The 22,906-nt window shown below is 68.8% G+C and carries 17 protein-coding genes and 3 pseudogenes; 5 read left to right on the top strand and 15 right to left on the bottom strand.

The window, feature by feature from the left end:
- Nucleotides 1-184 precede the first annotated feature (184 nt).
- The 4 genes and pseudogenes from U5771_RS30815 to U5771_RS30800 form a co-directional block, all read right to left on the bottom strand.
- A pseudogene (locus U5771_RS30815) lies at nucleotides 185-505 on the bottom strand (GGDEF domain-containing protein); the annotation flags it as partial.
- A gap of 12 nt (nucleotides 506-517) precedes the next feature.
- A pseudogene (locus U5771_RS30810) lies at nucleotides 518-718 on the bottom strand (transposase); the annotation flags it as partial.
- A 930-nt stretch (nucleotides 719-1,648) separates the two neighbouring features.
- Nucleotides 1,649-3,803 (bottom strand): annotated as a pseudogene (locus U5771_RS30805) (TonB-dependent receptor).
- Nucleotides 3,804-4,025: 222 nt separating this feature from the next.
- Nucleotides 4,026-4,766 (bottom strand): GntR family transcriptional regulator, encoded by a 741-nt coding sequence (locus U5771_RS30800; RefSeq protein ID WP_322027464.1) that lies wholly within the window; start codon nucleotides 4,764-4,766, stop codon nucleotides 4,026-4,028.
- Between the two features lie 156 nt (nucleotides 4,767-4,922).
- On the opposite strand from U5771_RS30800, the gene U5771_RS30795 reads away from it, so the two are divergent.
- From U5771_RS30795 to U5771_RS30780, 4 genes are all read left to right on the top strand, one after another.
- Nucleotides 4,923-6,485: a DASS family sodium-coupled anion symporter gene (locus U5771_RS30795; protein ID WP_322027463.1), complete on the top strand. Its 1,563-nt coding sequence runs from the start codon at nucleotides 4,923-4,925 to the stop codon at nucleotides 6,483-6,485.
- A 38-nt stretch (nucleotides 6,486-6,523) separates the two neighbouring features.
- On the top strand, nucleotides 6,524-8,935 hold the full coding sequence (locus U5771_RS30790) for a hypothetical protein (protein ID WP_322027462.1): 2,412 nt from the start codon (nucleotides 6,524-6,526) through the stop codon (nucleotides 8,933-8,935).
- A gap of 197 nt (nucleotides 8,936-9,132) precedes the next feature.
- Complete coding sequence (locus U5771_RS30785; RefSeq protein ID WP_322027461.1) at nucleotides 9,133-9,498, top strand: hypothetical protein; 366 nt, start codon at nucleotides 9,133-9,135, stop codon at nucleotides 9,496-9,498.
- A 74-nt stretch (nucleotides 9,499-9,572) separates the two neighbouring features.
- Entirely contained in the window at nucleotides 9,573-10,028 is a 456-nt protein-coding gene (locus U5771_RS30780) for a GNAT family N-acetyltransferase (RefSeq protein WP_322027460.1), read from the top strand.
- A gap of 25 nt (nucleotides 10,029-10,053) precedes the next feature.
- Here U5771_RS30780 and U5771_RS30775 read toward each other — a convergent pair whose 3' ends face one another.
- The 11 genes from U5771_RS30775 to U5771_RS30725 form a co-directional block, all read right to left on the bottom strand.
- The gene (locus U5771_RS30775; RefSeq protein ID WP_322027459.1) at nucleotides 10,054-12,384 is read right to left on the bottom strand and encodes a TonB-dependent siderophore receptor; all 2,331 of its coding nucleotides are present in this window, start codon (nucleotides 12,382-12,384) and stop codon (nucleotides 10,054-10,056) included.
- A gap of 81 nt (nucleotides 12,385-12,465) precedes the next feature.
- Nucleotides 12,466-14,244 (bottom strand): type III secretion system outer membrane ring subunit SctC, encoded by a 1,779-nt coding sequence (gene sctC / locus U5771_RS30770; protein WP_322027458.1) that lies wholly within the window; start codon nucleotides 14,242-14,244, stop codon nucleotides 12,466-12,468.
- A gap of 17 nt (nucleotides 14,245-14,261) precedes the next feature.
- Nucleotides 14,262-15,710, bottom strand: coding sequence for a helix-turn-helix transcriptional regulator (locus tag U5771_RS30765; protein ID WP_322027457.1), 1,449 nt, complete (start codon nucleotides 15,708-15,710; stop codon nucleotides 14,262-14,264).
- 103 nt (nucleotides 15,711-15,813) lie between these two features.
- Nucleotides 15,814-16,647, bottom strand: coding sequence for a type III secretion system export apparatus subunit SctT (gene sctT, locus U5771_RS30760; protein WP_322027456.1), 834 nt, complete (start codon nucleotides 16,645-16,647; stop codon nucleotides 15,814-15,816).
- Complete coding sequence (locus U5771_RS30755; protein WP_322027455.1) at nucleotides 16,644-17,153, bottom strand: hypothetical protein; 510 nt, start codon at nucleotides 17,151-17,153, stop codon at nucleotides 16,644-16,646. The genes sctT and U5771_RS30755 overlap by 4 nt, the downstream gene beginning before the upstream one ends.
- A complete protein-coding gene (sctN, locus tag U5771_RS30750; protein ID WP_322027454.1) occupies nucleotides 17,146-18,486 on the bottom strand; it encodes a type III secretion system ATPase SctN in 1,341 nt (446 codons plus the stop codon). The genes U5771_RS30755 and sctN overlap by 8 nt, the downstream gene beginning before the upstream one ends.
- Nucleotides 18,483-19,193, bottom strand: a complete 711-nt coding sequence (gene sctL / locus U5771_RS30745) for a type III secretion system stator protein SctL (protein WP_322027453.1) — start codon at nucleotides 19,191-19,193, stop codon at nucleotides 18,483-18,485. The genes sctN and sctL overlap by 4 nt, the downstream gene beginning before the upstream one ends.
- Complete coding sequence (locus tag U5771_RS30740) at nucleotides 19,139-19,834, bottom strand: SctK family type III secretion system sorting platform protein (protein ID WP_322027452.1); 696 nt, start codon at nucleotides 19,832-19,834, stop codon at nucleotides 19,139-19,141. The genes sctL and U5771_RS30740 overlap by 55 nt, the downstream gene beginning before the upstream one ends.
- Nucleotides 19,834-20,625: a type III secretion system inner membrane ring lipoprotein SctJ gene (gene sctJ, locus U5771_RS30735; RefSeq protein WP_322027451.1), complete on the bottom strand. Its 792-nt coding sequence runs from the start codon at nucleotides 20,623-20,625 to the stop codon at nucleotides 19,834-19,836. Before sctJ ends, U5771_RS30740 begins: the two co-directional genes overlap by 1 nt.
- Nucleotides 20,626-20,632: 7 nt before the next feature.
- Entirely contained in the window at nucleotides 20,633-21,040 is a 408-nt protein-coding gene (locus U5771_RS30730) for a type III secretion protein HrpB2 (RefSeq protein ID WP_322027450.1), read from the bottom strand.
- A gap of 28 nt (nucleotides 21,041-21,068) precedes the next feature.
- Nucleotides 21,069-21,527 (bottom strand): HrpB1 family type III secretion system apparatus protein, encoded by a 459-nt coding sequence (locus U5771_RS30725; protein ID WP_322027449.1) that lies wholly within the window; start codon nucleotides 21,525-21,527, stop codon nucleotides 21,069-21,071.
- A gap of 305 nt (nucleotides 21,528-21,832) precedes the next feature.
- On the opposite strand from U5771_RS30725, the gene sctU reads away from it, so the two are divergent.
- Nucleotides 21,833-22,906: a type III secretion system export apparatus subunit SctU gene (gene sctU, locus U5771_RS30720; RefSeq protein WP_322027448.1), complete on the top strand. Its 1,074-nt coding sequence runs from the start codon at nucleotides 21,833-21,835 to the stop codon at nucleotides 22,904-22,906.

The following is a 22,906-nucleotide window of genomic DNA, read 5'->3' as shown; positions in this document are numbered from 1 at the left end:
GCCTTCGCGACGCGCAGTGCGCTGAGCCGATGCAAGTGTCGTCCCGCCATGTCGTCCGCCTTTCCTACCCACAAAACCCAGCTCGCTACCCATGTTTCATGGGGAGATTGTGCAGAGCCGCGGTGGAAGTCGCAAGCACGCCGTTACCCACAAATCGCTTTGAAATCAGCGACCTACGGCGCGTTTACGGAAGTCGCCGGAATGCCCGGGAAGCCTTGACTGGCGGAAGGCAGCCACACGCCAACTGCCGTCCGGAATGCCCCGCCAGGTTTGACGCCCACACGCCGCAGCAGCGACCTACCCACTTTCCTGCCCAGATGCTGCCGCCGCACCTAGACTGACAACAATCGTCCTGATCCACGCGGCGAGCACGGGCGGGGCACATTGCGCCAGCGGGCGCGGTGTCGGGCAGCATCACCACGAATTCTTCCCCGCTATATCGAGCCGCAATGTCGGTGGGCCGCCGGATATTACCGCTGATGCAACGCGCGACCGAGGCCAGCGCATCATCGCCCGCCTAGTGGCCATAGGCGTAGTTGTAAGAGGTCAGTTCAAAACTCTGATCAGCATGCCTGACGATATTCCAGCAGACGAGCGAGCAGCTCAGTTTCAAGAATGCTTCGTGAATGTCAGCGCGACGATCGAATCGCGTGCGTAGACCACGGAAATTGTGGAGCCAAGAGTGAGTCCGTTCGACCACCCAACGATACTTGCCGATCAGGGCCGCCGACCCGCGCGGCCCGAGCGACAGACCGGCAAACAGGTGATGGAAATACTCGAGGTTGACGGCGATTAGGACGATGCCGGCAAACGTGCCGTCGGGGTGCGAGAGGCGGCGGCTCAGCGCGATGCCGGGCGAGCTTTGCCGCAGCCGGGAGCGAAAGGGATCGCTGATATAAAGTCCGGCGTTCGGGTTATCGCTCTGGATCGTGAAATAGCGGCGGTCGGCAAAATTACCCTTGCGCGGGACGTCGCCGCCCGAGTCGATGACGATGTTGCCCGCCGCGTCGAGCACCAGCATCGAGCCGAGGTACTCCGCGCTGGCCGCCCGGTCGAGGCCGTCGACGACCGCCTGCAGCGACAGCGCGTAGATCTCGAAATTTCGCTCGATGTCCCGCTCGGCAATCAGTGCGACGTTGCGCGATGTCTCGCGGGCGCGATCGAACGCGTCCTGTCGGCTCTGATTCAGCACGGTTGCGCACAGGCCAACCAGCAGCAGTGCGATGACTGCCCCGCCGAGCACCATCGCGTGGGGGGCCGACAGCGTGTATCGCTTCAGCCTGCCCGCCAGCCGGAAGCGCGCTGTTTTCTCGTTCCACCGTCCCTTCCCTCTCTCCGGCAGGCCAGGATCTCGGGTGAGTCTGACGTGTGGCGCAGTCGTGGCCGGGTCCTCTCTCCACACGGTGGAGCAGCATGCTCAGTATTGTATCGCCGCAGGCAGGCAGCCCCGGTCCAGCGAAAAGCAGCCAGTCGGTTGTTCGGGACGCGCGCTCCTGCGATGTCGCGAACAGCGGCGCATCCCAGACTGTCGCGTGGATCGGTTCGCCGGAAGGCCGCTAAAGAAGCTGGACCCCGACATCCTGGACGACGTCGCAGGCAAAGGCGCGATGACCGAAGCAACGCCGGACGTGGTTGACGCACACCTCGATCAGAAATCGGTCGATGCGGACAGGAGGAACGTGCGGGGCGAGCCGAGCGAAATCGTGCCGTACGACGCGACGCCAGACCAGTACTTGCGATCGAACACATTGGCGACACCGGCCCGGAACACCGTTTCCTTGCCGTACAGCCGAGCACGGTAGCGCGCGCCGAGATCCACCGTGGTCCACGACGGCACGGACTGCGTGTTCGCCTGATTCACGTACTCTTGCCCCGTGTAGTTGACGCCGCCCGTGAGGGTGAGGCCGCTCGCCGGAAGCACGTCCCATTCGAGGCCGGCATTCGCCATCACGTCCGGCACGCCGACCGGCCGATTGCCGCGCGTCGCCGCGCTGTTCGTCTTCGTCAGCGTTGCGTCGAGCAGCGTGACGCCCGCAAGGACGCGCACGCCGCGTACCGGCTCACCCGACACGACCAGTTCAAGCCCCTGGTTGCGCTGTTCGCTGTCAACCGCGTAGACCGTGCCGGAAAGTTGACCACTCGGCCGAGTGATCCGGAATGCGGCCAGCGTCGCAGTCACACGGCCGAAGTCGGCCTTGACGCCGATCTCCTGCTGCTTCGTCTTGTACGGCGCGAACACCTGGCCCGCGTTCGACGCGACCGACGGCGCGATGTCGCCCTTGCTGAGGCCCTCGATGTAGTTCGCATAGATCGAGACGTTGCGCCACGGCTTCACGACGACCCCGACGAGCGGCGTCGCCGCACTGTCGTTGTACGACGCGGATTTCGCGCCGCTCGTGTTGAAGTTGTTCGACTGCACGTATTGCTGGCGCACACCGAGCGTCAGTTGCACGCGCTCGTCGAACGCACCGATCGTGTCGGCAAGCGCGACGCCGTAGAGTGTCGAATCGGACACCTTCGGCACCGCACCCGGCGATGCGATCGCTTGCGCGGGACTCGCCACCGGCGCATCGATATTCGACAGTACCTTCGCGCCGCCAACGCTCGCGCTGGCAATGCGATCGCGATAAACGTTTGCCTGCAGCACAACCGCGTGGCTCAACGCGCCGGTACCGAAACGCGCGCGCACGCCGGTATCCGCGCTCGACCGGTTGACCTGAAACTTCCAGTTCTGTACGAACGCAGACGTGTCGCCGTTCGCATTCAGCAGCGTCGGCGTCTGGTCGGACAGGCGCGACACGTCGGATTTCGCGCCGCCGACATCGGCGAACGCCGTGACCTTGTCGTTCACGTCGTATTCCGCATGCAACAGCACCGACGTGTCGTTCGACTTGTACCAGGCCCACGGCTGCGTGACGTTGCGGCGGCCGTCCGCTGCCGAGGGCACCTGAATGCCCGATGCAACGAGGAACGGCCGCGTCGGCGCGTCGATCCACTGGTACTGCTCGATCACGTCGAGCGACGCGCGCAGGCGCTCGCCCTGATAGTCGAGCGAGAGCGCCCCCACCTCCGCGCGCGAATGCTGGTTGTCGAGCGGCGTCGCACCCTGCCGGTGCAGCCCGTTGAAGCGCACACCGAACTGCCGCTCGCTGCCGAAACGCCGGCTCACGTCGAGCGCACCGCCGATCTGCGCGTCGGACGCGTAGTCGGCAGTCATGCGCGTCAGATCCTTCGCAAGCGGACGCTTCGGCACCACGTTGACGACGCCGCCAACGCCGCCGTTCGGCGACATCCCGTACAACAGTGCTGCCGGCCCCTTCAGCACCTCGACGCGCTCGACGTATTCCTTGAACAGATGGTAGTTCGGCGACACGCCGTAGACGCCGTCGAACGCCACCTCGCTGACGATGCCTTCGTTGATCGGAAAGCCGCGCATGAAGAACGAATCGGTCATGCCGCCGGTCTGGCCGGTAAAGCGCGTCGATGCATCGCGATTCAGCACGTCGGCGAGCGTCACGGCCTGTTCGTCGGCGACGTGCCTCGACGTGTAGCTCGACACGCTGAATGGCAGGTCCCCGTTCGGCTTGTCGCCAAGGAGCGCCGCGCGCCACGTGGCCACCGGCATACGCGGCGGTCGGATCGAGCGATGACGCACGCACCTCGACCGCCCGCAGGACCGCGGCGTCCGCGGGCGAGGACGAAACGGCACGAGAACCCGCTTGCGCATGGGCCTGGCCGGCGCCGGCAATCGTCACGGCCAGCGCGACGATCGGCCAGACCGCGACACCAACCGGCCGGCAGATATCGTACGTTGTACTAAACGGCCGGACCCCACGGCCGGAATCGATTCGCTGCCCCGACGGCATGACCTCCCCCTATCCTTATCGAGCGCCGCCCCGCGCGGCGGATAATTTGAAACCGCTCCGAAAGATATACGTAACGATAATGATTTGCAACTTCATTCTCAATTGTTCCAGGAAGCGGGGCAATCGCCATTTAATTTGATTGGCGGGCCGCCCGCCGCGTCAGCCGACGAGCCGCGCCTCCACGCCGCTGCTCACCACAAGGTCGAACCGTTCCGGCCGGATATGGAACACAGTGGATTCGCATGTCTGTCCATCCGCCAGGCGAGACGTGCGCCGCAACACGAGAAGCGGCAGATGCGCGCCGATCCGCAAGCGGCCCGCGACATCGTCCGGTGCGCTCACGGCCGTGACCGACATGTCGGCGTCCACGATCCGCCAGCCGAGCAACCGCTCCAGCACCTCGTAGGTCGACATGCTTCCGGCCTGCTCGAAAGTCACGGCGCGCGCGCCGGGCAGCAGGCAGGTCTGCGCGAGCGCGACCGGCTCGTCGTCGACCCAGTGCAGGCGTTCGAGATAGATGCAGCGCGCGACATCGCCGGCAAACGCATGGCGCAGGCCAGGCGGCACGTCGCACGCCTCCATGCGCAGCAATTCCATCCGCGCCCGCGCGCCCTGCCCTGCAATCGAGTCGTGGAAGCCTCGCAGCACGTCGAGCCGATGCCGCAGCCGCTGCTTCGCGGCGAACGTGCCCTTGCCTTGCTTGCGTTCGACGATGCGTGCGTCGGTCAGGCGATCGAGCGCGAGCCTGACGGTTACGCGGCTCACCGCAAAACGCTCGCTCAACTGCGCCTCGGACGGCAGCTTGCCGGTCGGCTCATAGAGGCCCTGCTCGATCTCGCCGCGCAGCGTCGCCGCAATCTGCTCGTAAAGCGACGTCACGTCGTCGCGCACCAACGTCATCGTTTTTTCCTTCCGTACTCGGCCCGCGCTATGCGCGATTCCCGATATCGATATGAAAAGCGATTGGATCGCTCAACTTGTATTAATACGTATTATGACATCTCGACAGACGGTCGAGGCTGCCGTTTCAGGGCCCGACGCACGGGGAGCATATCAGTGACTGAAAACGCAATCGGCACGCCGCCGCTGGACGGCGCGCAGGCAAGCCGGCCGTCACGGGCCGAACCGGCAGCGCAGTTGCGCTCCGATCCGCACGCGACGGGGCGATCGCCTGGCGCGCAGCGGCGTGCCGCAATCGGCTTCGCCGCCGCGTGGCTCGCTTTCTTCGCGATCGCGTGGTGGCTGCCCGCGCCCGCGCATCTGTCCGCCGAAGGTAAGGCGACGCTCGCGGTCGTCGCGTGGGTCGCGATCGTATGGATCACCGATGCGATTCCCGTCGGCGTAAGCGGCATCCTGCTGCCGATGCTGCTCGTGCTGTCGCATGCGAGCCCGTCGTTTCCGAAGGCGGCCAGCGGCTTCGCCGCGCCCGTCGTGTTCCTGTGCCTCGCCGCGTTCCTGTTCTCCGCGATCATGCAGGCGAGCGGGCTCGACCGGCGCATCGCGCTGCTGCTGCTCGATCGCCTGAAGGTGCGTACCGCCAACGGCGTGATCTGGGCGATGTTCGCCGTGAACTGCGTGATGGCACTGGTCGTGCCGGCCGCGAACGCACGTGCCGCCACGCTGCTGCCGGTCACGAACGGCATCGTCCGGCTGTTCGGAGAATCGCCGCGCGAACGCGCCGCACGCAAGGCGATAGTGATCCAGACGCTCGTGTACGGCGCAATGATCAGCGCCATGTGCATTCTCACAGCGCATCTGCCGAACATGGTCGTGTCAGGGCTGCTCGAAAAGCAGCTCGGCATCCGGATCTCCTATCTGACGTGGCTGAAGCTGCAGTGGCCCTATCTCGGGATGTTCGCGATCACGCAAGGCTGGGTGCAGTTCTATTTCCGCTCGCGTGCAGTCGCGATTCCCGGCGGCCCCGGCGCGATCGCGGCGATGCGCCGTACGCAACCGCCCGCTGCACGCAACGACTGGGCCGTGCTCGCGCTGTTCGCGGCCGTCGCCGTGTTGTGGGCGACCGAGCCGCTCCATCACCTGCCGTCGGAAATCGTCGCGCTGATCGCGCTGGCGCTGCTGTTTGCGCCCGGCGTGCTGCGCTTCGGCTGGGCCGAGGTCGAGCAGCGGACGATCTGGGGCACGCTGTTCCTGCTGGCCGGTGCGCTGTCGCTGTCGTCGGCGATCAGTACGTCCGGGCTCGCGAACTGGGCCGCCGATCATATCTATGTCGCCGCGCGCGGGCACGGCTGGTGGCTTGCGATCGCGATCGTGATGCTCGGCACGCACGTGATCCGCATCGGCATGCTGTCCAACGTCGCGGCCGTCACGATGATCGCGCCGATCGCGCTTGCCCTCGCGCCGCGCCTCGGGCTGCATCCGGTCGCGTTCACGATGCTCGTCAGCGACACCGACAGCTTCGCGTACCTGCTGCCCACGCAGATCACCGCCGGCGTCATCGCGTACAGCAGCGGCGCGTTCTCGACGGCCGACTACGCGAAGGTCGGCGTGGTGTCGGTGCTGATCGCGATCGGCTATAGCCTCTGCGTGATCGCGCCGTGGTACGCGTACATGGGCATCCCCGTCTGGGAGGCGAGCGCGCCCTGGCCGTTCGCGCACTGAAACGCCCGCATTCCATCGCAATCCTTTTTGAATTCCCCATGAACGAATCCAACGACGTCCTCGATACCGTTGATGCCCGCGCCGCCGCGCTGCGCGACCGCCTGGGCCCGCATGTTGCGCCCGCAGGCCTCTATGAACGCCACAAGCGCCTGCCGTTTGCCGGGCACGTGCGTTGCAACGTCACTCGTCTCGAAGCCGGCGAGTGGAGCGAGATCGTGCTCGACTTCGAAGTCGGCTCGTCCGGCATCGCCGACGGCGGCTGGCTGAAGGCCACCTTCAAGTTCTACTCCGACTGGGCGCTGTTCCAGACGAGCGACCCGAGCGCGGCCAACTACATCAGCGCCGAATACCACGCCGCGCCGCTCGTGCCGGGCCAGAGCCCGGCCACGGTGCAGGCGCTGAACGTGCGTTTCGACCAGAAGGGACACGAGCGGCCGTTCCAGAAGGCCGTGATCGTCGATGTCGTCGACGGCTACGTGAATGCGGGCGACCGGATCGTGGTCCGCCTCGGCGACCGCCGCCGCGGCCCCGGCACACGCGTGCAGACCTTCGCCGAAGACAACTTCCGCTTCCGGCTCTACGTCGATCCGCTCGGCACGTCGCGCTTCGTCGCGGTGCCGGGCGACGTGTCGATCGACATCCGCGCGGGCGCGCCGTCCGACGTGCTGCTGAACGGCCCGCGCTTCGTGCAGCCCGGCGCGCGCGCGCAGTTCCGGCTGTCGCTGCAGGATCGGTGGGGCAATGCATGCCGCGATGTCGGCGGCGTTGCGCGCGTGATCGCGTACGACGCACGCGGCGAAGCCGTCTACCGGCGCGAACACGCGCTGCCCGACATGGGGTTCGCAAGCTGCGCGCTCGACGATCTGCCGGTCGATGCAGGCACGCTGCGCATCGTGGCCGACGTGCCCGCGCGGCCGGACGTACGCGCGGCCGAAGCGTGGCTCACGGTCGACGCGTCGCTGCCCGCGCCGCGCGCGCTGTACGCCGATCTCCATGTGCACGCGCACGACACGGTCGGCACCAACAGTCCTGAATACAACGCGCGCTACGCACGCGACATCGGCGGCGTCGACGTGCTCGGCTACACGGCGAACGATTTCCAGATCACCGACGAGAACTGGCAGCTCGGCGTCGACGCGGTCGAACGCTTCAACGAACCGGGCCGCTTCGTCGTCTACCCGGTGCAGGAATGGTGCGGCAGCTCGACCGCGGGCGGCGATCATAACGTGGTGTTCCTCGGGGACGAGCAGCCGGATTTTCCGTACAACGCGCGCGGCGAACACAACCGTACGCTGGTCTGGAACGAGGACATGAAAGGTCATGCGGTCGAGCTCGGCCGCTGGCCCGTCGAGGAACTGTGGGACGCGTATGCGGACGACGCCGTGCATCATCTGGTGATGCCCCACGTGGGCGGCCGCCGCTACATCCCGGATTGGAACCACCCGGAGCTCGAACGGCTCGTCGAGATCGCGTCGTCGTGGGGGCACTTCGGCTGGCTATACCAGGACGTGATCGCACGCGGCTACCGGCTCGGCGTGGCGGCCAGCGGCGACGAGCACCGCGGCCGGCCGGGCGGCGGCGCGCCAGGCGTGCAGGTGTTCGGCGTGCACGGCGGGCTGACGGGCGTGCTCGCACCGTCGCTGGACCGCAAGAGCGTAGGCGCGGCGCTGCGCGCGCGCCGCACATGGGCGACCACCGGCGAGCATAGTGCGCTGCTGGTGCGCTGCGGCGATCACTGGCAAAGCGACGCGTTTGCGCACGAAGGGCCCGCGCGGCTCGACTACCGGCTGCTCGGCCAGTCCGGCTGGGAATACGTGGCCGCGTACGATCACGACGGCCTGCTGTGGGAACGCAACCTGCATGCGGAACTCGGCTATGCGGAGCATCTGATCCGCGTGCGATGGGGCGGCGCGCGCATCCGCGACCGTTACCGCTGGGCCGCGTGGCGCGGCCGGGTCCGCGTCGTCAACGGCACGATCCACCGCTTCGGGTCGAACGGGTTCGAGCATGTCGAGGAGTCGGCATGGCGCACGGGCGCGACCGACGTCGAATTCCGCAGCGACACCTACGGCGACGCGGACGGCATCGAGCTCGACATCGGCAACCTCGCCGCTGCGACGATCGTGATCGAGGGGACGATCGACAGCTTCGCGAAGGTCGGTGATCCGCTGCAGCGCAATCCGTTCGTTCATGCGCCCGCGTTCCGTTTCGAGATCAGCGGTGCGGAGCTGCTCGCGCGCGGAGCCGCGACGCACGCGCTCGGCGGCACCGAACTGTTCATTGCGATCGAGCGTGTCACGGACCTGCCGCTGCCGGTCGATCTCGCGGGCAGCCTCGAGGTCGCGCCGGGCAATGCAGGCTTCGGGCATCGTCCGGTCTATTTCTTCGGGCGGCAGCGCAACGACAGCAAGGCATGGTCGTCCGCGCACTTCATCCGGTTCGAGACGTGAAGCCCCGCTCCGCCTGATCGCCGGGCGCGCATCGGCGCACGCCGAACCCGACATTTCGTGCGGCCGTACACCGCTTCGCGGCCAGCCACGCCGGCAACCCGCCGTTCGCCCTATCGTTTCGTCGGATCACGCGGCGTCCGCCCGGTGAACCCACCGCGGCGGACGCTTTTTTTCCATGACTGACGAAGGGGCGACTAATGGGTATCTCGATCGGCATTTCCCAACCGCAAACCGATTTCGCGACGAGCAACATCTCCGCGCTGGGCGGCCCCGGCTTTCAGAACGACGCCACCGGCGGCGCGAACGGCAACACGCAAGCGCTCGACCAGATGCTGGCGATGTTGATCATGATGATGCTGCAGAACAGCGGGCAGAACGACGGCTCGCAGGACGGCAGCGGCCTGACCGGCGGCACGCCGGGCTTCGGCGGCGCGAATGGCGCGAACGGGCCGGCATCGCAAGCCGGCGGCGCCCAGAACATCACGCAGGAACTGATGCAGATCCTGATGCAGTTGATGATGAACCAGATGCAGTCGGGGTCCGGCTCGACGATGTCCGCGTAATGCCGGCCGCGCCGGCAACGCGGCCGGCATGCCGGCGCGGCGCTTTCCCCTCCACCGGGACGATTCCCCCTTCGATGAGCCTCGAATATCGGCAGGAAGAATTCGACTCGGCATGGCCCGACATCGCGGCCATGCTGCCGCTGCACTGGCGCGAGATCTCCAGCGGCAAGCAGCCGGATCCGTCCGGCGTCGTTCGTCTCGCATCCGGGCATTACCGGCAGATCGCCTGCGAAGGGCGCCTCTGCATCGTCACGGCTCGCGCGGCGGGCGTGCTCGCGGGCTACTACGTATCGACCGTCAGCGACGCGCCGCTGCTTGGCGAACGGCGCGCCTACACCGACTTCTTCTATCTGCATCCCGTCTATCGCGGCGGCTTCGAAGGGCAGCGGCTGATCGCCGCCGCCGAATGCGCACTGCGCTCGCGCGGTGTGCAAATGCTCGTGATCGGCACCGCGAACGCCGAGCTCGGCGGCGCGCTCGAGGGTCTCGGCTACCGGCCGATCGAACGCGTATACGGCAAGCGGCCCTGACCGCCGCACACACGCGCTGCGCCGCTCAGCCGAATGCCAGCGTCGTGGTCAGCACGAACGTGCGGCCCGGCAGCACCGGAATGAAGTTCGGGTAAAGCGCGGCGCCGTAAAGATGCCGATCGAACACGTTCTTCACGCCAAGCTGCATCGCCCACTTCTCCGCGCGGTAGAACACCGCCGCGTCGACGCGCGCGTCGCCCGGCACGACGTAGCCGGGCAGCCCTGCCGAGCGCTGCGACCGGAAGAACACGCCGCCGCCGACGCCCCAGCCGTGCAGCGGCGGCCCCTGGAACGCATAGGTCATCCACAGGCTGCCGGCGCGCGACGGCGCACCGGGCGCGCGAATCTGCGAGCCGTCGGAATTGGCGATCGAATTCGACGTGGCCAAGTTCAGCGAGCCGATCGCGTTGAGCCCCTTCAGCACACGCCCGGCGACGTCGAACTCGACGCCGCGGCTGCGCTCGCCCGGCACGCGCTCGTAAAAGCCCGGATGCACGGGATCGCCGATGATCTTGCCGTCGTCGCGCAGGCGATACGCCGCCGCGGTCGCGGACAGCGCGTCGCCGAACAGCGACAGCTTGACGCCCGCCTCGAACTGCTCGGTGCGGGTCGGCTGCAGCAGCTTGCCGTCCCACGTCACGGTATCGAGCGACGTTCGGAAACCGCGCAGCCAGTTCGCGTACACGCTGACCGACGGCGTGATCGCATAGCTCACCGCGAGATTCGGCGACCATACCGCGTTGCGCTGCAACGGCGAATTCAGCGACTTGTCGAGCAGCGCGTTCGTGTGCCGCAACGACGCGAGCACCCTCGCACGCTCGGCGATCAGCATTTCGGTCTGCAGGTAGCCGCTCAATTGCCGCATCGCCGAATCGGACACGCGCGCGAGCGGGCCGGTCGCGATCGGCGGCAACGGGTGCGGCGCATACAGGTTCTGGACGGCGAACGTATACGGCGCGATGTCGGCGGTCGACGACAGCCGCCAGTGCTCGACGCCCGCGAGCACGGTGCCCGACACGCCGCGCGCGTCGAACGTGCGCAGCAGTTCGCCGGCGGCCAGCGACTCGTGCCGGCGCTGGACCGAATGCAGCCCGTAGAGCGCGACAACGCCCGGCGTATCCAGCGGCGCATACGGCACGTACCAGTGCGAAATCGACTCGTAGTTCAGCCACGTCGCGCGCCCCCTCGCCTTCCAGCCGCCGCCGAGCGCGCGCTCGGCACTCAGCGCCGCACGCAGCGAGTCGTTGCCCAGATGATCGTCGGGCGTGCCGGCAGGCGCGAGCGACGTGTGGGGCAGCGGCAGGCCGTCGTCGCCGCCGACCGAATACGGCAACGCCGGCATGCGCTGCCGGTAGCGTTCGATGCGCAGCGTCACGTCGGTGTCCGCGTCGCGATAGCGCACGGACGGTGCGACGAAATAGCCGCGCTGTCCGTCGTAACCGCCGTAAGTGCGCCCGTTCAGGTTGCCGCTCGCGACGAACCGGTAGCCGAGCCGGCCGTCGCGCGATGCGTCGCTGACGTCGAACGTGCTCTCGCGCCGGCCGCGCGACGACAGCGTGGTCTGCAGCGTCGCGTGCCGGTCGAACCGCGGCCGCTTCGTGACGAGATTGACGATACCGCCGTTCGGCGCGCCGCCGGCAAGCGCCGTCGCCGGGCCTTTGACGACCTCGACGCGCTCGATGCCGGCAAGCGGTGGATAGTCGGCCGATTCGACGATCATCCCGTCGACGAGCGGCGCCTGGGCCGTGTAGCCGCGAATCCCGACGCCGTAGTTCGCGTTGCTTTCGTCATACACGGGCGTCGCGCCGCTCACGTTCGCGAGCGCGTCCGCGACCGACTCCGCCTGCTGGCTCTCAAGCACCGCCTGGTTCACGACGCCGACCGACTGGGGCGTCTCGGCGAGCGGCAGATCGAGCCGGGCGGCAGCCGACGAGCGCAGCTCGACGAAATCGTCGCCGTCGGCCCGCGCGCGCACGCGAATCGGCGGCAGCGTGGCTGCCGGGGCCGCGGTCGGCGCGCGGGCATCCGGCCCGGCGGCACGTCGCAGCGTCCACGCGCCGTCGCCGGCAGCGGCCAGCTGGAGCGGCGTGCCGGCCAGCGCACGCGCGAAGGCGTCGGCCGCCGTCATGGTTCCGTCGATCGGCCCGGCCCGGGCGCCGTTCGCCAGCGCGCCGTCGAACGACAGCACCACATGCGCCTGCCGGGCAATTTCGAGCAATACGCCGTCGAGCGGCCCGCCGGCCACGCGGAACGCAATGGCGCCGTCGTCGCCGTACGCGAGCGCCGCCGCGCCCCACCACAGGCTCGCGAGCAAACAGCGGCCGACGATGCCGTTTACTTCATTTTTGCTAAACATGCTAAATATCCCATGCGGCTCGGTCAGGTCGGAGCGCGAGCATACAGGGTTCGCGTGAACATCAAAAAACGGCGGCCGCGCTCACGGCGACAGAATGTGCGGAGTCACGAGAAACAGCCGCTGGAATTTCGTCCCCTGGTTCTGCCGGTACTTGAACAGATTGCCGATCAGCGGAATCTTCGACAGCAGCGGCACGCCGGAGAGCGACTGCGAATCCGTATCGGATTCGTAGCCCGCGACGAGCAGGCTCTGACCGTCGCGCACGAACGCCTGCGTGACGATCTCGCTCGACGTGATGACCGGAATCTGGTCGACCGTCTGCGACGTGATCTGGCCGTCCTCGATATGCACGTCGAGCCGGATCTGCCCGTCGGGCGCATCGGGCACGACGGTCGGCAGCACGCGCAGCGATACGCCGGCCGACAGGTTGTACAGGTCGGCCGACTGATAGCCCGACACCCGCACGAAGAACTTCTGCCGGTGGTCCATCACCGCCTCGACGTTGTCGAGCGTCGCGACCCTGGGGCTCGACGTGATTTTCGCGAGGTTGTTCTGTTCGAGCGCGGACACCCGCGCAAGCAGATAGCGGCCCGCGTCGCCGAGCACGGCCGTCAGCGTGCCGCCCAGCGGCGTCAGCGCGGCCGTGCCGAAGCCCTGCGGGTTCAGCGACGTGTCGAAGCCGGCTTGCTGCCGCGTGCCGTCGCCGGTTTCGAAATCGACGCGGCCCGTATGCAGCCGCCAGTCGACGCCGAGCTGCTGCAGCGCGCCGTCCTGGATCTCGATGATCGTCGCGTCGATCTCGAGCAGCTTCGGACGCGCGTCGAGCCTGCGGATCACCGACTCGTAATCGGCCATCCGGTTCGGCCGGTCGCGGATCACGATCGCGTTGGTCCTCGGATCGGCCTGAATGATCGGCGCATCGGGATCGCTGCCGTCGCGGCGCGCATCGGGGGCGGCTGCATCGCGCGTGCTCGACGCGCCGCGCATGTCGGGCGGCAGCGGCGGATTCTGGACCGTGGCGCGCGCGGCGGCGCCCGTGGGATAGCCGGTCGGCAGCCCGACCATGCCGCCGCCCGGGCCTGAACCGCTGCCATCCCGTGCCCCGGCGGATGTGCCGCCGAGCGAATCCACCCGGTAGAAGTCGTTGCTCGGCAGCGTCTGCGCATCGCCTCCGGCCGCGCCGTGCTCACCATACATCCCGCGCAGCAGCGACGCCACGCCGGCAATGCGCACGTTCTGCCCGTCGATGCGCGTCGAACGATCGGCGGCAGACGCGTAGCGCAGCGGGAACACGCGGATCTCGGTCGCATCGCGACGCCGCGCGCTGTCGTCGACGCGACGCGCGACGTCGGCGACGAGATCTACGTAGCCGGGCGGCCCCGACACGAACAGTGCGCGCGCGGCGTTGTCGTAGCGCACCGGAAAGCGCCGCTCAACGATGCCGAGTCGATCGAGCGCGCCGCGCACGTCGGCCACGCTCGCGGCGCTCACGTAGACGGTCGCGCTCTTCACCTCGTTCGCGCCCCATACGCGCAGCGCCGAGCCGTCGTAATACCACGCGATGCCGAAGCCGCCCGCGAGCGTATCGATGAATCGCTGCGGCGGCTCGTGGAAGCGGCCGCTGACGGTGCCGCTCACCTCCGGCGAAATCCACGTCGTAATGCCCTGACTCGCGGCGAAATCCCGCAGCACTTCCTTCAGGTTCTTGTGGTCGGCCACATAGTCGAAGTCGCCGGCCCGCCACGGCACGGCCGCCGCATGCGCACCGCCGCCCGACAGCGCGCAACTCGCGGCCAGCAGCATCCCCGCGCCGCGGCGGCGCCATGCGCCCGGGCGCGCCGAACTCGTCGATCCGCTCATCATCGCGTCCTCTTCCGTCAGCGCTGCTGCGTATCCGTCGGCGTCTCGTCGAAGCAGCGCCGGTAGCTCTTCAACAACGCCGAGCGGCTCGACACCCCCCAGCGGTTCGCGGTATCGAGCACGCCGCCGATCTGCGCGGCCTCGCCCGTCAGGTCGCGGCGGATGCCGTGCATCCGGTGGCGGCGCAGCACCTCGGTGGGGACGAGCCCGGTATGCGCCTTGAACGCGAGCTGCAGCGCGCGCACCGTCACGCCGATATGCGACGCGATCTCGTCGATCGACAAGTCGCGCCGGTGCGCATGTTCGACCATGTATCGGTACGCGCGCCGGTAACGTGCAGGCAGCCGCGCGGCCACGTCGTCGTTCAGCGCGGCTGCCGCGTCGCCGCCCTTGCGCACGTCGGGCTTCGCGGCGATCGCTTCGCTGCGCAGGCAGTACATCGCGTCGAGCGCATAGCGGTGGTAGAAACTCAGCGCCTCGTCCGCGCGCCCCTGCTGGCGGCGCACTTTCGCGACGCAGAACAGATAATCGAGATCCTGATTCGCACCTTCGTCGGCCTGATGCAGCATCGCGATCACGTGTTCGGCGAGATCGTCGACGCCGCCGGCGAGCGCCGCGAGCGCGACCTCGATGGCCTGCATGCGGCGCGTCCCGGCGCTCTGGTTCGGGCGCAGCGCGACGAGCAGCGCGGCGCTCGCGTCCGCGGGCAGGCCCTTTCCTTCGGCGAGACGGATCAGGCGGGCGACATGTTCGAGACGCCGCCGCAGGCCCTGCGCCGCATCGGGCAGCGCACTCGCGCATGCATCGCACTCGGCGGGCTCGCGGCGTGCCAGCACGCGCGCCTCCAGCGGCGTCGCCTGCCAGAACGCGTGGTCGCGCAGCCGATCGGCGCGACGAATCTGCAACTGCGCATCGATGTCCAGCGCCGCGGCGTCGACGATGCATTGCGCGAGCGGATCGAGCGCTGCCGCCGCGCTCTCGGCGGCCTCGAGTGCGGAGCGCGACGCGTCCGCCTGCCCGAGATGAAAGTGTGCGAACGCCGCGCCGAGCGCGCCTTGCAGCCGGTCGATCGGCTGGCAATCGCGGTCGAGCATGAGCTGCGAGAAGCAATTCAGCGCCGTCCTGAAGCGCCCGCGCGCGAGCATTTGCCAGCCCGTGTTGCGGCATGACGCGACGCGCACCGTCTCGCCCTGCGCACGCCGCGCCTTCTGCTCGCGCCGATAGGATTCCTCCGCATCCTCGAAGAACTCGAGCGCGAGCAGCGCATCGCTCAGCGAACCGAACAGCGCGCCCTCGTCATGCGCGGAGCCGTCGCGCGTGGACGAAGCGCCGGCGCGCTCCGCGCGGCGCTCGGCGTCGCGTAGCGCGGCGTCGAAATCGCCCGCCAGCATCCGGGCCGCATGGTCGGGCAGTGCGTGACGATGCACGAGGGCGGACACGGCGCCGAAGTAGATGAGATGAAACATCGCTGACCTCGCTTCTTTAGACATCGGATGGAAGTGAAGGACAGCATACGAACAGACGGCGCCGGCAATACTCACCAACTTTCAGCACAAATTTCAACAAACCTCATCGGCCGCCGCGCGCGCCGTCGCGGCTCGTGTCGCCGCGCAGCACGGTATCGAAGTGCACGAACGCGAGTTCCGCCTTCACCTGCGCGACGAAGGCCTGCGCGAGCAGCGCGAGCAGCAGCAGCGCGAGCGCGCCGCGCACCGGCTGGCTGAGGTTGGATGGCTCGAGCTTCTCGGCCGTGCGCGACATGTAGCCGAAGCCCAGCTCGATCAGCGAGAGAATCAGCATGATCGGCGCGGCCAGCTTCGCGATCGCGGTCATCATCGCATCGGTCCGCTTCAGCAGGAACGACTCGGCGATGCCGCCGACATCGGGCGCCGCTTGCATCAGCGGCCACCAGCGAAACGATTCGTAGATCGCGCCGAGCAGCACCATCATGCCGCCGAGCACGTAGAACAGCGTGATCGAGAGCTGCATCAGCGTGTTGCCGATCGGCGTGCTCTCGTCGCCGTGCATCGGATTGTTCATCTGCACGCTGTTGTAGCCGGCGAGATCGTCGACGTTCGTTCCGACGCCTTCCGCGATCCAGAAGATCGTCGACGCCGCATAGCCGATCAGCGCGCCGACGAACGCCTCCTTCGCGGTCAGCATCACGAGCCGCAGCATGTCGGCCGACGCGAGCGCGTCCGCGGGCTGCCCGTACGCGACGAACAGCGCGAACATCAGCACGACGCCGTTGCGCACCGTGCCGGTGACCGCTTCCTCGCTCGTCGCCGGCAGGATCGTGAACACCGTTAGCAGGCGCACGCTCGACAGCGCGAGCAGATAGAAGAACCCGAGCCCCTGGCCCTGCAGCGCGAACAGCGCGTCACCGAACGATCCGCCGGTCATCGGATTGCCGCCTGCGCACGGCGTCGCCGCGCCGCGTCGATCACGCCTTCCAGCGCCTCCTCCTCGTCGGCCTCGTCGCGCGCGGCCTGCGCTTCGCGCCGCTCGCTCGCTTCGCGCTGCGCGTACCATTCAGCCTGCGCTTGCGTGCGCGCAAGCCGCGCGAGCGTGTCATCGAGCGCGCGCTGCGTCGCGTCGCGGGTCGCGCGCGCGCGCTCGGCCTCCTGCCGCGCGGCGTCGCGCCGCTCCTGCAGCACGTCGCGGTAGCGCGCGTCGTCGACATACGCGGCCGCCGCGATCGCGTGCCCGTTCGCGATCGCGCGGGCAAGCCGCTGCGCGTGCGCATGCAGCGCCTCGTCGCAGTCCTCGACGCGTTCGTTTGCGCGCGCGAGCGCATCGTCGGCGCGGGCGAGCGCAGTGCGCGCGGCCGCCGCTTCGTCGTCGAGCCGCCGCCGCTTGCGCGCCTTCAGGTCGCGCAGCATACGCCACGCGCGTGCGCGGTCAGTCATCGCCGACGGCCTCCCGCAGGCGCCCCAGCGCCGCGTCGTAGTCGGTCAGGTCGTCCGTCGACTGATTCAAGAACGCACGAATCGCATCGATACGCGCGATCGCGTCGTCGGCAAGCGGATCGCTGCCCGCGCGGTATTCGCCGACCTGCAACAGCGTCTCGACGTCGCGATACTTGGCGAGCAGCCGGCGCAGCCGGCCGGCCGCGTGCCGATGCTCGGGCGTCGCGATCTGCGACATCACGCGGCTCAGGCTGCCGAGCACGTCGAGCGCCGGATACTGGTTGCGCGCGGCGATCTCGCGCGACAGGATCAGATGGCCGTCGAGAATGCCGCGCACTTCTTCCGCGATCGGATCGCTGCCGCTTTCGTCTTCGGCCAGCACCGTGTAGAACGCGGTGATCGAGCCGCGATCGCTCATGCCGGCGCGTTCGAGCAGCCGCGGCAACTCCGCGAAAATCGACGGCGGAAAACCGCGCCGTGTCGGCGGCTCGCCGCTCGCGAGGCCGATCTCGCGCTGCGCGCGCGCAAAGCGCGTCAGCGAATCCATCATCAGCAGCACGCGCATCCCGTGCGCGCGAAAGTCCTCGGCGATCGCCGTGCCGACATAGGCGGCCTTCGCGCGTTCGATCGACGAACGATCCGACGTCGCGCACACGACGACGCTGCGCGCCATCCCGTCCTCCCCGAGAATCAGCTCGATGAACTCGCGCACCTCGCGGCCGCGCTCGCCGATCAGCACGATCACGTTTACGTCGCAGCGCGTGCCGCGCGCCAGCATGCCCATCAGCGTGCTTTTGCCGACGCCGGCCGCCGCGAAGATGCCCATCCGCTGCCCCTCGCCGAGCGTCATCAGGCCGTCGAGCGCGCGCACGCCGGTCGGCATCGGTGCGTCGATCAGCCGGCGCGTCATCGGGTCGGGCGCGTTCGCCTGCACCGGCGCATAGCCGTCGTGCTCGAGCGGGCCGCCGCCATCGGCCGGCTCGCCGAGGCCGTCGAGCACGCGGCCGAGCAGCCCCATCCCGACCGGCGCACCGAGCGGACGGCCGGTTCCGGTCACGCGCGTGTCGCGCGACAGCCCGGCGACCGGCCCGAACGGCGCGAGCAACGCGAGGTTCCGGCTGAAGCCGACCACTTCCGCCCGTTGCAGCAGCGCGCCGTCGCGCTGCCGCAGCTCGCAGACTTCGCCGATCGTGACGTCGAGGCCGTCGACGCGCAGCATCGTGCCGATCGATTCGACCACCTTGCCGTAGCGGCGCCCGGGCGCGAGCGCGGACAGCGCGGCGTCGAGCGCGTCCGGCAGGCCGTCGAGGCACGCGTTCGCCGCCGGCGTCATGCGGGATGCTCCGCATCCGACGCCGCATGCGCGGAAGACAACACCTGGTGCAGCGCGCGGCGCACGCTGCCCAGTTGCTCGGACAGGCTGCATTCGAGCACGCCGGCGTCCCATTCGCACAGGCAGCCGCCGGCGTCGATGCCCGGCTCGGACACGATCTCGACCGGCAACGCCCAGTCGAGCGCATGCGCCGCGTGGTCGAACGCCGCGCGGGCCGCTTCGACGTCGTCGGGATGCACGTCGATGCGCAGGAATTTCGCGTCGGCAATCGACCGGTCGAGCGCATGCGCGATCCTCGCGTAGAACGCGTCGCGCGCGTCGACCCGCACGACGTGCTCGCATGCGCGCATCAGGATGTCGGCGAGGCGGGCCCGCGCGTTCGCGAGCGCGTCGTGCTCGTCGACGGCGGCCTGCACGACGTGCACGTTCCATTCGTCGAGCGCGCGACGCCGGCCGGCCGCGTAGCCGAGTCGTGCGCTGCGTTCGAACTTCAGCTGCGCGGAACGCGCGAGCGCGCCCATTTCGTCGCGGGCGGCGCCGACGATGCGCGCCGCCTCGTCCTGCGCGTCGCGCAACATGCGTTCGCACTCGCCGCGCATGCGGGCGTGTGCATCATCGAGTTCGACGAGCGTCGAGAACGCCTCGCGGCGAATCACGTCGCCGTCGACGCCCACGCCGGCTTCATCGTTTCGCAGCCAAACAACCATGTCAGTTCCGGAAAGAGTTCAGGTAAGCGCGAGAAGAACATCGCGCCGAGCGCGTCGTCCGGCATCACGGCGTCGTGCGCCGCATCGCCGAACGGAAGCGCCGGCGCGATCAGCGCTGCCGCGCATCGGTCGAGGCCCGGCTCGGCGCGAACGCGCCGCCAGCCGTCGTGGAGCCATTCGGACAGCGGCGCGTCGTCGGCGAGCAGCGCTTCCGCGAAGGTAGCAGCGCCCGTGTCCGCGCATGCCGCCAGAAGACGCCGCACGAAGCCGGCGCCTGCCTGCGTGTCGAACCGGTCGAGCCGCGCCGCGTCGATGCAGCGCCGCAGCGCATCGGTGCGTGCGACCAGCGCGCGCGCCAGCAGCACGCGACGGAGTTGTGCGCGGCTCAGCAATGCGAGACGCGCGACCGGCGCATCGAACGCGCCGGCAGGCGGCGCCACCGCGCCGGCGGCGGCCAGCCATGTGCGGCGCGCATCGCGGCCGGCGCGGCGCCATGCGGCGCACGGCAGCCCGAAATGCGCGCGAACCGCGCCCGGGTCGAGTCGCGCCGCGCGCTCGGCGACGCGCGCGCGCCACGTGCGCGCCGCGCGCGCAAGCCACACGGCGCGCGGGTCGATGCAATCGGCGTCGAATTCGTTCATCACGCGCCTTCCTGCGCGTGACCGGACGGCGCGACCGGCTCGGGCTGTCCGGCGTCCGCGGCGCGCCCCCGCCAGCCGCCGCGGCGACGCACGAACGCGTAAGCGGCATAGCCGAGCGCGGCCAGTGCCGCGGCGCCCCCTGCCGCCGCGAACGGCCATACCGGCACGCCGCCTCGCGGCGCCGCCGCTTCGGCCTCGTCCTGCAGACTGCTCGGCACCATCGTGACGCTGACGTTCTCGTACGTGAGCCCTTCGACGCTGTGCACGACGAGGTTCTTGATGCTCGGCACGAGCGACGCGACGTCGGTGCCCGGCCGATACTTGATGAACACGGCCGCGCTCGACGGCTTGACCGTCTGCGACAGCGGATCGTTGTTCGGCAGCACGATCTGCACGTTCGCGACGATCACGCCGTCGATGTTGCCGAGTGTCTGCGACAGTTGCTCCGACACGCCATAGATGAAGCGCACGCGCTCCTCGGTCGGCGTCGAGATCAGGCCGTCCTTCTTGAACATCTCGCCGAGATTCGCATGCTTGTCGCGCGGCATCCCGTGCGCATGCAGCACCTCGAGCGCACGCGCGGTCTGCTCCTTCGGCGCGGCGATCGACCAGGTCTTGCCGTCGTCCGGCGTCGCCTTGCGCGCGGCGACGCCCGCGCGCAGCAGGACGACCAGCATGTCGTTCGCGTCGGCCTCGCTAAGCTTCGTGTACAGGTCGCCGTCGCATGCCGCGACCGACAGCGCGAACGCGACGGCCAGCAGCACGCGCGCGAATCGGCCGATTCCGTTCATCGCGTCCTCACTGGTTCTTGAACAGCGTCTGCACCGCGCTCTTGCCCGATTGCGCGAGGCCGGAGCCGACGTTCAGATTGAACGTCGCGACCGTCAGCTCGCTCATCAACTGCATTTGGTGCGCGGTCAGTTCCGCAATGCTCATCGACTGCGCGTTCGCGACGAACGAATCGACGTCCTGGAACGTCGTGTCCAGCGCCTGCTGCTGCGCGCCCATCACGCGATCGATCGCCGATGGGCCGCCCGCATGCTGGATGTCCGGCGGCAGCGGCTGCGCGTCGCGCATCAGCGCCTGAAACCGGTCGACGAGATGCTGCGCGGGCCGCGCGGGCGCGCCGCCCGACGGACCCGCGTCCGCGCCGGCAACGCCCGGTACGGCGGACGGCACCGGGGGAACGGGAGGAATGGCTGTCATCGTGGCCTCGCGTCGGGCGTCGGCGGGCTTACGCCCGCAGGTAATGGAACTGCGACAGGTCGACCTGCGCGGCGGGCGGCGCGGCCTCGGCCGCCTGCGGCTCGTCGGCCGGCTTCGGCTGCCCGCTCAGCAGCTTCACGAGCGACACCGCGTCGGCGTCGAGGTTCTCCTCGATCACCTCGTTCGCGGTAATCGACCAGCCCGCATCGCCGATCGCGAACAGGCAGCACGCGAGCAGCGCCTTGCTGAGCGGCAGCGGCGACTGCTCGGCCTCGACCGTGCGCAGCATGCGCGCCGCGTCGCGGAATTGTCCGCGCTTCAACGCGATCCACGCGTCGAACGTCTCGAGCGCCTTGATCTTCGGCCGCAGCACCCGCACCGCGGCGAGCACGGCCTCGGATTCGGCGATCCTGTTGCGTTGCAGTCCGACCGTGACGACTTCGATCAATGCCTTCACTACATCGCCGCCGCATTGCGTGTATTCCATCGCTGGTTCTCCTATCCGATGCTTCGCGGTCGATCGGAGTCGGCGCTTCAGCGCTTCACTCCGCTCCCGTGTCCGTGACATTCAGCGGTTGCGCCGCACGCCGCGACGACCGTTGCGCCACGATAGCGGCGCGCATCGCGAACCGCGCGGCCGGACGCGAAGCCGCGCATGCGCGGGCGAAGCCGGCGTCGGCCGGCGGGGCGTTTCGTGCGATTTCGTGCACGCGGCGGCGTCTTCGCGCGCCGCGCAGCATGCCGCCCCGTGCGTTGAGACAATCGGCGCGGACTTCACTTCGACGCCAGCCCATGTCCGACGAAAAGACCGAACAGCCGACCGCGAAGCGGCTTCGCGACGCGCGCGAGGACGGCGAGGTCGCGACGAGCCCGGACGTGACCGTCGCCGCGGTGTTCATCGCGATCACGGTGCTGATATCGATCGCCGGCAACTACCTGGGCGACCACGTGCGCGCGCTGCTCGCGATCGGCGTCGATATCGGCGCGGCGCAACGCGACACGTTCGAGCTGCATCGCGCGCTGGGCCGGATGGCGATCGAGGCCGCGTGCCTTGCCGGGCCGTTCGTCGCGGTCGCCGCGCTCGCGGCGATCGCCGGCTCGGTCTGCCAGGCCGGGCTCGTGCTGTCGCTCGAGCCCGTGATGCCCAAGCTCGATGCGGTGAATCCCGCGACGGGTCTGCGCAAGATCTTCTCGATGCGCACCGTCATCGATCTGCTGAAGCTGCTGGTCAAGGCGCTCGTGGTCGGCATCGTGCTGTGGCAAGGCGTCATGCAGCTTCTGCCGCTGATCCTCGGCGTCGCGCACGAGCCGATCGTCGACGTCGTGCAGATCGGCTGGCGCGTGCTGTGCCGGTTTACCGCCGTCGCGTGCGCGCTGTTCGTCGTGGTCGGCGCGGCCGACTGGGGCATCCAGCGCTGGCTGTTCATCCGCGATCACCGGATGTCGAAGGACGAGGTCAAGCGCGAATTCAAGGACGTCGACGGCAACCCGGAAATCAAGGGCGAACGCCGCAAGGTCGCGCACGAGCTGATCTTCGGCGATCCGCGCCAGCGCGTCGCGCAGGCGAAGGCGGTCGTCGTCAACCCGACCCACTACGCGGTCGCGCTCGGCTACGACCCGGACGCGCTCGGCGTGCCGCACGTGCTCGCGAAGGGCGTCGACGGCGAAGCGCTGCAACTGCGCGCGTACGCGATCGCGCACGGCGTGCCGATCATCGCGAACCCGCCGCTCGCCCGCGCGCTGCACCGGGTCGACATCGACGCGCCGATTCCCGAAGCGCTGTTCGAGGCCGTCGCGGCGGTGCTGAAATGGGTCGACGATCTCGGCCGGCCGGCGGACGACGCCTCCGCTCAACCCCTCCTCTGA

It is taken from the genome of Burkholderia sp. BCC1977 (genome assembly GCF_905339595.1).
GTDB lineage: Bacteria > Pseudomonadota > Gammaproteobacteria > Burkholderiales > Burkholderiaceae > Burkholderia.
Note: the sequence above shows the minus strand (reverse complement) of the source record. Positions and strands in the feature narration are given on the sequence as shown.